General features: G+C 60.1%; 11 protein-coding genes. 2 read left to right on the forward strand and 9 right to left on the reverse strand.

The window, feature by feature from the left end; genetic code table 11:
* Positions 1-29: 29 nt before the first annotated feature.
* Together lexA and Poly21_RS15410 are read right to left on the reverse strand one after the other, a co-directional pair.
* Complete coding sequence (gene lexA / locus Poly21_RS15405) at positions 30-581, reverse strand: transcriptional repressor LexA (protein ID WP_146407831.1); 552 nt, start codon at positions 579-581, stop codon at positions 30-32.
* 120 nt (positions 582-701) lie between these two features.
* Entirely contained in the window at positions 702-1,490 is a 789-nt protein-coding gene (locus tag Poly21_RS15410) for an undecaprenyl-diphosphate phosphatase (protein ID WP_146407832.1), read from the reverse strand.
* A gap of 118 nt (positions 1,491-1,608) precedes the next feature.
* Here Poly21_RS15410 and Poly21_RS15415 point away from each other — a divergent pair, with 118 nt between their 5' ends.
* Entirely contained in the window at positions 1,609-2,652 is a 1,044-nt protein-coding gene (locus Poly21_RS15415; protein ID WP_146407833.1) for a DUF368 domain-containing protein, read from the forward strand.
* Between the two features lie 18 nt (positions 2,653-2,670).
* Here Poly21_RS15415 and Poly21_RS15420 read toward each other — a convergent pair whose 3' ends face one another.
* From Poly21_RS15420 to Poly21_RS15430, 3 genes are all read right to left on the reverse strand, one after another.
* A complete protein-coding gene (locus Poly21_RS15420; protein ID WP_146407834.1) occupies positions 2,671-3,960 on the reverse strand; it encodes a hypothetical protein in 1,290 nt (429 codons plus the stop codon).
* A 57-nt stretch (positions 3,961-4,017) separates the two neighbouring features.
* The gene (locus Poly21_RS15425) at positions 4,018-5,211 is read right to left on the reverse strand and encodes an efflux RND transporter periplasmic adaptor subunit (protein ID WP_302119063.1); all 1,194 of its coding nucleotides are present in this window, start codon (positions 5,209-5,211) and stop codon (positions 4,018-4,020) included.
* Between the two features lie 346 nt (positions 5,212-5,557).
* Positions 5,558-5,896, reverse strand: coding sequence for a histidine triad nucleotide-binding protein (locus Poly21_RS15430; RefSeq protein WP_146407836.1), 339 nt, complete (start codon positions 5,894-5,896; stop codon positions 5,558-5,560).
* A gap of 64 nt (positions 5,897-5,960) precedes the next feature.
* Between Poly21_RS15430 and radC the strand changes: the two genes are divergently transcribed.
* The gene (gene radC / locus Poly21_RS15435) at positions 5,961-6,908 is read left to right on the forward strand and encodes a RadC family protein (protein WP_146407837.1); all 948 of its coding nucleotides are present in this window, start codon (positions 5,961-5,963) and stop codon (positions 6,906-6,908) included.
* Between the two features lie 54 nt (positions 6,909-6,962).
* Here radC and Poly21_RS15440 read toward each other — a convergent pair whose 3' ends face one another.
* From Poly21_RS15440 to Poly21_RS15455, 4 genes are all read right to left on the reverse strand, one after another.
* Positions 6,963-9,038, reverse strand: coding sequence for a hypothetical protein (locus Poly21_RS15440; protein WP_146407838.1), 2,076 nt, complete (start codon positions 9,036-9,038; stop codon positions 6,963-6,965).
* A gap of 86 nt (positions 9,039-9,124) precedes the next feature.
* Positions 9,125-10,222, reverse strand: a complete 1,098-nt coding sequence (locus Poly21_RS15445; RefSeq protein WP_302119065.1) for a type III polyketide synthase — start codon at positions 10,220-10,222, stop codon at positions 9,125-9,127.
* Between the two features lie 30 nt (positions 10,223-10,252).
* Entirely contained in the window at positions 10,253-11,578 is a 1,326-nt protein-coding gene (locus Poly21_RS15450) for an NAD(P)/FAD-dependent oxidoreductase (RefSeq protein WP_146407839.1), read from the reverse strand.
* Positions 11,579-11,631: 53 nt separating this feature from the next.
* Positions 11,632-11,982 carry a hypothetical protein gene (locus tag Poly21_RS15455; RefSeq protein WP_146407840.1) on the reverse strand — a complete coding sequence of 117 codons (351 nt, stop codon included), beginning with the start codon at positions 11,980-11,982 and terminating at the stop codon, positions 11,632-11,634.
* Positions 11,983-11,994 lie beyond the last annotated feature (12 nt).

The raw sequence follows: 11,994 nt of genomic DNA on the forward strand, positions 1-11,994 counted from the left end.
CATGGCTACGACGTGTTCTTTTGATATTGTTATATCTTCTCTCGAATCATCGAAACGGCGACCCCCAGGAGCGAGTCAGCGACTTGACGATCGTCCCAGGTCCGCAGTGCGACGTGGCCGCCAGGGAATTGGCAGACCACGAGGTCGCCCTCCTGACCTTCGCGGTTTTGCTCGACAACGAGATAGTCGCCGTCCAAGATGCCCTGCTGCGCGAAGGCGCCACCGGAGACCTGAACCAGAACTCGGTCGCCGGTTGCGAGCGACTTTCCCAAGTCGATCACTTGAGGTGAATCCAGATTCAATGGGGCGGGATGTTCCGAAACGATACCCAGCAGCGGCAGGGCGGTGGTACTGCGGGCGTGCTCGCCAGTCAACTCGATCGCCCGCGACTTGTTCGCTTTCCGCGTGATCAAGCCCTTTTTTTCCAACGCCCGAAGATGGCACATCACGCCGTTGGGGCTTTTAATGCCAAAATGCTCCCCGATTTCGCGAACTGTCGGACCATATCCACGATCTTGGATCAGCGAGCGGATTAGCTCGTAGACATGCCGTTGGCGTTCTGTCAGTTGAGGCGTAGCCATAAAGTTTCATGGGCGAGAAATTCGATCACGAGTTCCTTAGCATACTATCCCTTCCCCCCTGTCGGGATAAGTGCCTCTTTATTTCTCTTTTGCAGATTCATCCTCTCCGGCGGCCCCGATTTAGCCCCCGAGACCACCCCAATAATAGAGCGTGAAGACGGCGCCGACGGGGATGCACCAGTAGGCAAACCAGTGCAGGCGATCCTCTTGGCTCCAGCGAATCAGCCATTTCAGGGCAGCGATTCCAACGAGAAATGCCACGAGAGCTCCGATGAGTAGGGTCAACAGCGGCAGCTCGCTGGCCGCTTCGCTGCCGTCAACGAGATCTTTGATCGCCAGCGTCACCGCTCCGCATATTGCCGGAATCGCCAGCAGAAACGAAAACGTAACCGAGTCCTCCTTGCTTAATCCCAGCAAACGTCCAGCGAATATCGTCGAACCACTCCGGCTGATCCCGGGCAGAATCGCGACGGCTTGGAAACATCCCACCACGAACGCGCCCATCCAACTCAGTTGGGTGTAGCGTTGGGCGCGTTTGGGAAGCTTGCCCAGTCCCAGCAACAAGATGCCCGTCAAGATTAGCATCGGTGCCGCGACGGCGGGCGACTCGGTGAGCCACGGAAAACCTTTCTTGATCGTCAGGCCAATCACGACAGCGGGTACTGTACCGACCACCATCAGCCCAATGACCCGGCGATCGCGGGTTAGCAAATCGAGGATCCGCCGCCAGTAGACGACGAGAATCGAACCGAGGGTGCCGGCATGCAGGATGATTACCAGCGTCGCCGATTCATCGAGTCCGCCCAGCAGATCGTTGAGGATCACGAGGTGACCTGACGAGCTGATCGGCAGAAACTCCGCGATCCCCTGGACGACGGCAAGGATGAAAACACGTAAAAGGTCGGTCACGTCGGTGCGGTCTTTGTAAAAGGTGAAGTGCGAGGCGGCATTGCCAACGGTATGTAGGAAACTACCTTAGCCGTTGCCGCTGCCCACCCCAGGGTCCGCACATTTTCACCACAACTTCATGTCGACGAAACTAACTGTGACGAACATCCCTGAAATTGACGATTGTGACACCTCCGCTGCGACGAAGTCGAGTGTTCGCCGGGCCGCGACGGGGCGGGCGGGAACGATCACCGGAGACGCTGTGAATGTATTTCGCGGTTTTTGCATGGGGGCAGCCGATACGGTTCCCGGTGTCAGCGGTGGGACGGTGGCCCTGATCCTGGGGCACTATGACCGACTCATCGCCGCGATCAGCCACATCGACAGTGACGCGGTCAAGATGCTCGCGGGCGGACGATTTCGTGCTCTTTTCGAGAAACTTGACCTCCGTTTTTTGATCGCTTTGGCTGCTGGCATTGTCATTGGCATCGGCACACTCGCCGGTCTGATGCACTGGTTGCTGCTGCACCGCATGAACGAGACGATGGCGGTGTTTTTTGGGCTGGTACTCGCTAGTGTGTGGGTGGTTCGCCGCAACGTTTCGAAGTGGACGCCGGGAGGTTATGTCGCACTGATTGTCGGGGCTGCGATTGCGCTGGCGGTCTCGAGCATTCCCGCTAGCAACGGCGACATTCACCTGCTGTATCTATTCTTGAGTGCCTCGATCGCGATCTGTGCGATGATTCTGCCGGGCATCAGCGGCGCATTCGTGCTGTTGCTGCTGGGCGTTTACGAGCCAGTGATTGGGATGGTGAAACAGTTTTTTAAGCTGGACATTGAACCCCTGCTCTTGCTGCGTTTAACCGTTTTTACGCTTGGATGCGGCTTCGGCTTGCTGGCGTTCTCCCGTTTGCTCAATTATCTGCTCAGGCATCATCGCGACGTCACGATGGCAACATTGATCGGGTTGATGATCGGTTCGGTGGGGCGGTTATGGCCCTTGCAGGTCGTCACGCCGGAGACGGCAGGCCTCGAGCTCAAATTCCAAGAAACCGTTTATGTCACGCCGGCGCAGTACGATGGCAGCGTCATCGTGCTCATCGCCCTCGCCGCGATCGCCGGGAGTGTCGTACTCATTGCTGATCTTGTCACTCGACGGTTGACACCTGAGAAGATCCAGTAGCCGCTGGGCAAACTGCAATCATTCATTGCGAAGCGTTTCGGCAAACTGATTTGCCGTGTCCGCTCTTAGCCGAGCGACGTCGTTGACGTCCCACAGGTCGTCCGGCTTGAGGTAGAGGTGTCCCCGTGAGTCGGGTTCCCCGTGGTCGGTAGGTCGCTCGTCGTCGGCAGGACCCTGGTTGTCGTGGGAGGTTTGGCTGTCGCTGGAGGATTCCCCGTCGGCAGTGACTAGCTGGGTGGCATAGAACCAATCACGCGTCGTGATCGCGACATGTTGCTGGCCTTGGCGGGTCACGACGGCATCATCAGGAGCCACGCTTTCCTGGTCGTGTGCGCGACGGGCCGCCCACACCTCCGGGCTCAGGGGGGACCGCGTTGGCTCGCTGGTCACTGCGGCCATGATCGCGGGCAGTCGGTCCGCTGAGGCGACGTTTCGATCGCGGATACCGACGCCGGAGAAGCTTGCGTCGCTGCCGCCCACCCGGCCCTCCGCATGCAAAGGGGCGGCCACGATCGGCACATGCAGATGGCAAGAACGCAGTGGTCCGGCGCGATGTCCGATCGCGCCATTCTGGCCAAGGGCAAAACCGCTGGTACCCGCCAACACGATGGCGTCGTGACCCGTTTCAGCAGCGACTGAGTGTAGCAACCCGAATAACGCATCCACGAGCCGAATCTGGCACCCATAAGTCCGCATCCACGCCATCACCAGATCGGGATCGTCCGCTGCTCGTCGCAAAAAATGGGGCGGTTGCCAGTGCGGCAGAATCGCAGGCATGCCCGGGGGCTCGTCCACGTCGCTGCGGTGCTGCTGTTCGAGTTCAAGTTCGAGCGACTCGGCCGCGTCCAGCGGCGCCAGATCGGCTTCATCGAGTTGGTCGATCGGAAACAGGTCGCGGGGCGCGTCCCACAAGCGAGTTAAGAATCGGCTGTGCAGCCAAACATGGGGATTATCGGGCAATTGCTCGGCGGCGATCGCGACCAAGGATGCGAGCGTCGTGTCTTCGAGCGAATCCGCAACGCGGTCGCCGCCGGGTTGTGGAATCACCATCAGTTCGCCGATGGCGTCGGCGGAGGGCAAGCGGCTCAAACGTTCATCATCGGTCACAACCACCATGTGATCGGCCGGAAATTGACCGCACGAAAGCCATCTGTCCAGCTGCGCGAGGGGGTCGGTGACGGGGGTGACAGCGCGGTCCCAGACTGTTCCGATCGACGCCGCTGCATCGATCGACTCCGTGCGATTCCAGGACGAACCGTAGCAGGAGAGTGCCGCCGGCGTGAATCCTTCCAAAGTGAACAACAACATTAATTAATTTCTAGTTTGTTTTGTGGGGGGAGTGAGCTCGCTAACGGCGATCATCATTTACTTCGCGAGGACCACGCTCTGTCCCGGGCGCACGCGTTCGTTTCCACGTGTGATGATCGCATCACCCTGCTGGATCGCTTCTGGTTCGATGGGTGCGATGGATATCAATGCTCCGCTGGAGGGCCCCGTGCGGATGGGCACCACGACGGCTTTCCCGTCCACGACTTTCCAGATCACGGGTGTCGGCCCACCTAGCTGGAGCGCATCCTTGGGAACCATCCAGCGCGGCTTGCTCTCTCCGGACGGCAGCGCGACCTTGGCAAGCATCCCCGGCAGCAATCTTGCGCGCCCAGCGACTTTGGGATTGGGCACGACCACCCGCACCGGAAACGTTCGCGAGCGCTCGTCGGCGACGGGGATAATCTGATCCACCTTGCCGGTGAATACCTCGCCATCGAGGGCTTCCACAGCCACGTGAACCTCCATCCCCGTTTCGACAAAGCGGATATTGGATTGGGGAACGAAAACCTCCACCTCAACAGGATCGATCTCGACAACCTCGGCGACCAAATCACCCTGGTTGACCCACGCACCGGTCTCGGTCAGTTCCGCAGCGACGTAGCCATCGAACGGGCAACGGATCGTGTATTTTCCGAAGCGATCTCGCAGTCCTTCGACCGTTTGTTCACTGACAGCGACCTGTGCAGCGGCTTGTTCAATGCGTTCGGCGCGGGGGCCTTCTGTGGCGAGTTCGAAGGAACTGTCAGCGATGGCGACCTCAGCGGCCGCTTTCAGCGCTTCTGCGCGGGCGGCTTCGAATTCGTCCTGAGAGGCCCCGGAAAGATTATCGAAGAGTCGTTCGAAGCGTCGGAATTTTGCCTCCGCGTATTGTCGAGCCGCCTCCGCGGACTCGGCCGTGGCCTTTGCCAGGGCGATCTCCGCCGGACGTGAACCATTCTGCAACTCTGCTAACTCGGCTCGTCTTAATCTCAGTTCCGCTTCGGCTGCGGCGATCTCAATGCCAATGGTTTTCACCCTCAGCTGAGCGAGCGGCTGATCCTTCTGGACGGCTTGGCCCGCGTCGACGAGAAATTCTTCCACCCGGCCAAAAACGGCGCTACCGATCGTGCTGCGTCGCCGCGGCCGCACGTTGGCGACAAAGGACTGTTCGGCGGCGAGTTCCAGCTGCTGCACTTCGGTGACCATCACCACCGCAGGCCCGCCCTGGGCGGCAGCGCGCTGGCAAGGCATTGCAGTTGCTCCCATCGTGACGGTGCAGCCGAGCAACAGAGTGGTGAGTCGTGTGGTTATCAAATTCATCGAGCTTGAGCGAACTGCGGGAGTGGGAACCGTCGCGTTGACACCGGGCGTGTTTGGGTAATTCTGTCGGTAGGCGGTCTGTTTCGATTTTAGTCTCTGGGTGACGAGTTGCTGTCGCCTCGCCAGAGCTTTTGATCGTTTCTCGTCGTTTTTCCTGGGTCCAGTACCCGGCGGATTCTCCCATTCTGGTCCCGCGCCGCAGGCGTGTGAGAGGGAAACCTGCGGCCGCGTGAAGCGCATCATCGCCGGGCAGGTCTGCTCAGCCGGGGGGCCATGCTCAGCCGGGGGGCCATGTCATTTTGCGGCCGCCGAGAAGATGGAAGTGTACGTGGGGAACTTCCTGGCCGCCGTCGTCTCCACAGTTGACAATCAGGCGATAGCCACCGCTGAGACCTTCGGCGGCAGCGATTTGGGATGCGGCGATGACACAGCGTCCCATCACTGCTTCGTCTTCGGGTTGCAGTTCGGCGAGGGAGACAATTTCCCGCTTGGGAATTACCAGCACGTGTACGGGTGCCTTGGGGGCAATATCACGAAACGCCAAACAGTCATCGTCTTCGTATACGATATCCGCAGGGATTTCACGGGCAATGATTTTGCTGAAAATGCTTGACATGGGATCCTGTTATTAAAAGTGATATGCAATCCAACCCACTCGAGCCGATGATGGATGGTAGCGGATGAGCGACCTGCGACGCAGACGGTATCAAAGCGTACTCTATCCGCTGGCCCAGCGGCCACGGTTTCGCCGCAGTGAGCTCGCCGAGCTCGTCGGGGAGGAAACCACCGGCTTCGTCACTCGCACGGTCAATGAGGTGGTCCGGGCTGGCGTGTTGGCGAAGGTTCGCGAAGCGGACGAGATTCTTTATGAGTGGACCGACGGCGATCCAGTGGTCGCCGTCGACCAATGGATTGATCGTCGTATTCATGGTGATCAGGTCAAGGAGACGCCTGAGCAGGAACGGCCCCGCGAACGCTTACTGCGGCTCGGAGCGGCGTCCCTGTCGGATGCGGAACTGCTCGCGATTTTGATTCGTGTGGGTATCGTGGGTGAGTCGGCGGTGACGGGTGGCCAAAAACTCGCCAATCGATTTCACGACGAACTCGATCGTCTCCGCGATGCCGGTTTGCCGGAACTGCGCAACATCACTCCTGCAGTCACCAAGGCCAGTTATTGTCAAATCATGGCGGCACTGGAAATCGGTCGACGCGCCACCGAATCGCTGCGTCAACGTCCAGTTGAAATTCACAAGATCACCTCGACGGTCGAGGCTACCCAGTACTGTGCGGAAAAATTTGCCTATCTCGCCGGTGATGCTGTGCAGGAGGAATTCCACATTGTGACGCTCGATACCAAGCACAAACCAATTCGCTCGCACCGCATCACTGTCGGGACGCTCGACGCGTCATTGGTGCACCCACGAGAAGTGTTCCGACCGGCGATCCGAGATGCCGCTGCGGCGGTGCTGTTGATTCACAACCACCCCTCGGGCGACCCCACGCCAAGTCGGGAAGACCATGCCGTCACTGACCGCTTAACCGAAGCGGGAAAACTCATTGGCATTGTCGTACTCGATCACATCGTCGTCGCCCGCCAGCGGTGTGTGAGTATCCGTGAGTTCTCGTGAAAACGAGCCGAATAACAACCCCACCGAGCGGCGCTGGCGAAACTGCGGGTTCCCCTAACGCACGGCAATCGAGATCCAGCCGTCGGTCAGGTCAATCGCTGAGATCCGCACCACGCGGCCTGCCAGGGCGGCGATCTTGGCGTCAGCGGGGAAGGAAAAGTCTCGGTGCAGCAGTTCTTTCGGGAACAGTTTGTTAAAGCTCTGCTGCATGTTCGTCTTGATCGCTGTCTGGCTGATCGTTAGCCGGCGGGAGCCGGGGAACGACAGTCGCACATCATCTTCGCGACTCAGCCAGAGCGAGCCATCCTCACCCCGGACAGGGCGATAGATCGCAGAAACTTCGAGCGTTCGCTCGAGTTCGCGGCCGCCTTGGGCGAACCGGGTGCCGCGAAGTCCAACCCGTAGTTCTTGATTATCAGCTTCCACGAACACCGGTCGAAAGTTCGCCAAGTCGACTTCGTAATCTTCCTGTTCCTGCTCGTCGATCATCTCATCGCTGTCGGTGTCCTGGTGCACATCGCTGCCGGTGGACTCTGCAAGAGACTCACGGTTGGGGAGTTCGATATCAAGCGTCTGGGCGAGTTGCAGAATGCGATCCGGTGTGAAGGTTTGTCCCGCCAGCAGTTGGGCAATGGAGTTGTCGACGATGCTCTGGTGGACCTGCACGGCGGCGAGGTAGGTGCCCGGCAAGACGCCGCCTGGGGTGGATGACCACAGGGACGCAAGTGCCGGAGGCTCCGCGGGAGCAGCTAAGCCGTGGGGGCGCTGAAGGCTCGCACGGGCGTATACGGTATCGGTTGTCGACCCGATCGAGCGTGTCAGGGCGGGGAAATCTAAGCGATTCAGCCAGGGGTCGATGGTGCTGTCCAAGCTGGGGAAGGATCGGCCCGCCATCTCAGCAGTCTGCGCGTCAAACTGTGCGTGAACCTGCGTCCGCAGCTTTTCACGCGAAATTGCTTCAGCCAACGGCCGCTGCTCGGCGGCTTGCTCGCTCGCGATCCGCCGCACAATCCGTAGCGGGTGATTGATCCGATTGATTTGCGTCGACAATTCCGCCGTCGACACGGTTTCACCCAGTACGATGCTTTTCTCAGTGATCGCGATCTGGCGGGCGGCGTAGACTCGACCACTACCCGTCGTATCTAGGGTGATGGGTTTGTGATAGCCACGCGCCGTCGTCGAAAAGACGCCGTTCATGCGGATCAACAGACGCACGTCATTGTCGGAGGGCAAAAGTTGGGCGACGACGTTCCCGTCCACTCGTGCTTGGCCGATCATTCGTGTGCCAAGAATGCAGTCATTGACGGCGCTGGGATTGTTCACGGGGCGTGAGATCGCTTCGCTTATCGATCGCCCGTCGACCCAGCCACGGATATTTCCATGACGGTAATAGGACTGGATCTTGTCAATTAGCGAGACGGCTTGATTGGCGTCAGCGAGGCCGCTGAGCAACTGATCCACCTGAGCGACTTCTTCGGGTGACAACTCGTGTGGTCGGCGAGCTGACGGAATGGGGGAACCGCCATCTTGAGTTGCGGGGGTGTCTGTCTCATCCGCGTCCGTCTCACCAGTGTCTGTCTCACCAGTGTCTGTCTCACCAGTGTCTGGGGCAGCGGGGGCCGATGAGAAGATTTCGGCGAGGGCGTCGAGTTGCTTTCGCGCTGACGCGAGCCCCCGCTCGGGATCGGAGTATCGCAGGGCCGCTATGTAACGTTGGACCGCACCGCGAAGTGACGTCATTGACTTCAATTCCAGGCCGGGGTGCACGTCGCGCAGTCGTGATTCCAGTTCCACCGCGGCGTGGCCGCGCTGAGCAATCGATTCATCGTCATGGATTGCGTCGGCCAGCGGTTCCAGCTGCAGGTAATCCAGCCAGGCAGCAGCGTTGGCCTCTGTCGCCCGGCGATCCAGGTATGCCCGGCAAGCTCCCATCGCGTCGAGCACGGCTGCTTCTGTGTCGGTCAAGCTGGGGAGACGGTCGGGATCTAAGCCTCCGCGAGCCTGCTCGAGTTCTTTATCGATCCAATTTGTGTCGGGCTGCTGTGCCGACAATTCGGCGGGCAAATAACTCCACGTTAGAGAAAATCCAGCTAGAACGAGGGACGCATTGATCAGAAATTGCTTGAGCATAGGGCGTTTAGTCAAGATATGAGGCCGGTGACTACCGCAGTCTAACCAATCTGCCAGTAAAAGCACGGCCACATTCTGAGGGCTTTTCAGCGAATCAGTGCGACCTCGATCTCCAGCCCCGGCCCAAAGCCGAGCATCACCCAAGGGCGTGGGACGCTGGCGTGATTAAATTCTTCCAAGACGAAACCGAGTGTGGCCGATGACATGTTGCCGTGTCGGCGCAGGGTATCGCGAGATGCTTTCAGTTTCTGCGTGGCCAGACCGAGTGCTTTTTCAACCGCGTCTAGAATTCGTGTTCCCCCGGGGTGGACTGCCCATCCGCCGATGCCATCCAGTTGTAGATTCTCTTGGGCCAGCCAGTTTTCGAGAAATCCGGCCAGATTCGCTTCAATGAGTTCTGGCACACTGGGGCGGAGAGTCATCTCGAAGCCGTGGTCCCCAATCAACCAACTCATCGCATCGCGACTGCCCGGAATCAAGCAAGATCCGGTGGCGGCGATTTCGCCTAGGCCACCCAGATGGTGACTACCGTTGAAATCGTCGCCAGCGACAATCGCGGCCGCCGACCCGTCGGCGAATATGGACCCCGAGACAATTCGCTGCGCATCGTAGCCGTATTGGTAATGCAGTGAGCACAGTTCCACGCTGGCGATCAGCACACAGGCTGCGGGCTCGGCTGCTACGAGTCCTCGGGCAACGCGAAATGCGTTGATCAGTGCGTGACAGCCCATGAATCCAATTTGAGTCCGCTGGGTGGTGGCGGGCAATCCGAGTTGCTCGATCAGGTCGATGTCGACGCCAGGGGCGCGGAATCCCGTGCACGTGACCGTGATAACATGCGTGATCTGCGACGCTTCGCACCCACTGAGTTCAATCGCCTGGGCCGCTGAGGCAACCGCCAGTCGCGGTGCTTCGATCGCGAATCGGTCATTGCGCGTGCGTGTCGTGGGGCCATGAGCATCCACGCTCAACGCTTCGTAAAAGGACTGGGTCAATGCCCCTGAGGGCGCCTGGTCTAGCAAGACGCTGCCCCGGTTCTCGACACCGGTTCGCCGGTGCAGTTTCTCGACGGTGCTCGCTTCTCGGGCAGTCCGACAGGACATCCGCTGAGCCTGCGTCGTCGATAGCTGCCGATCAGCTTGATGGCGAGGGGCTGCGGATGCGACCGAAAGGAGTGATGCCATGGAGGGTCAATCGGATCTAATGAGAGGATGTCACGGCATTCGGGACGCAGTGGGTGCGAACGTCGGCCCCGCCGCCAGACTACGGGTGATCGGCATGGCTAGCCAGGGAGCGCGAGTCAAACTGAAATGGGCCGCCCGCCGGAGTCCAGGCGAACGCAACGCTCGGGTGACGCTCCCGCAAAGGATGCGCCGCTTTTGCTGGAGTGCCCGCAACCTCGTGTGCCAATGGTTTGCAAAGTCGTCCTGCGAGCCTGGCTTGGCCCACAGGTCGGCCACGGCCAATCCGCTCTCGATCCCCCACGTCATCCCCTCACCTGTCATCGGCTCGACATAGCCAGCACAATCACCGATCGCCACGACACGCCCGCGACCGGGCCATCGCGTTCGACGAAGGGGGGGCGCTGTCATGAGTCGCGCCTCCGATCGTAGCCAGTCGCTGATTCGCTCACCCAGACTGTCGGTGCAGCCAGGATGACTCCCAAGTAGTGCTGCCAGCCGTTCGGTTGGGCTTGGCGGACGAACTTGTTGGCTCGATGTCCGCAGCGCCGCCGCGATATCGATCGCGCCGCCCGGTAGGCGAACCAGCCCGACGTACCCCTCGTCGCCACAGATCATCTCGATCTCGCCTTCGTCCAGACGCCAGTCGCAGGCGAGGGGGTGCTGGCTGGGCAGATGAGCCGCGATGCCGAAGGGACCGTGGGGAGATTGGATCCAGGGCAACTGCCAGCGACGTGGGTTCGCGCTGCCGTCGCTGTTGACGTTGGCGTTGGAGGCGCCGCTGCTTGGGATAGAGTGGCTCCCAGAGAAATCGCCACTCAGTCCCGTCGCGACGACGACCAGGTCAAACTCGTCGGTCAGCTCCCAGTCGTGCGGTTTCTGCGAACCATCGGCGCTGCGGTATCGAACCAGGGTTTTGTTGTTGTCTGTTGAAACGATCTGGGCCTCGTAAGGTTGCCACGGGCGGACGCCTGCCTGCCGGGCTTGCTCGACTAAGAACGTGTCCAACACGCTGCGAGCGATCGCGACACCCGCGGCAATGGGCAGATGGATCTCGCTCGCGCAGACCCGCGGGGCTGTATTTGTGGGTGAGAGACGCGGGATTTGCAAATAGCCAGTAAAACGCTCGGTGGGCACGCCCAGATCGCGAACGGATTGCGCGAGGCCGATCGCGTCGAGAGCCCGCAATCCTGCGGCACCGAGACAGCAGCCGCAGATTTTCTCGCGTGGAAACGAGGCCCGCTCGGCCAAAGTCACCTCGTTGCCCCGATGAGCAAACCGAATCGCTGCCGCACAGCCTGCGACCCCACCCCCAATCACCAGCACCCGCGAAGGAGCAGCGTTGAAGTGGGGTGACATAGGGGGGCCGTAGCGGTGAGAGGTGAAAGCGATTCCTGGCGGGCGATCCGCCCCTAGCCAACGCTCAGTTCACGCAGTGTTTTGGGGGCCAGTCCCGCCGAGCGGAATAATCGGCTCAGTCCGGACATGGTTTGGTGCCAGAGTAGCAGAATTTCCGGCGTGCCGTGGGGGCTGGCGTCGGTGCGGTTGACCCCTTGCTCGCTGACGCGAATTTCCGGGGCCAGGGTGAGCAGGGCTTCGATGGCGAGGTGGGCGTGGCGGTCGCCATCGCTCAGGTCCGCGTCATCATAGATCCAAGCGTGGGGCTGCATGACCATATCCATTAAATGCATGGCAGCTGCTTCGCCATCGATGGCTTCGACGACAACGCTGCGGGGTCCACACTGAACGTAATACTTGGCCATGTTGGATCTCTT

The organism is Allorhodopirellula heiligendammensis (genome assembly GCF_007860105.1).
GTDB lineage: Bacteria > Planctomycetota > Planctomycetia > Pirellulales > Pirellulaceae > Rhodopirellula > Rhodopirellula heiligendammensis.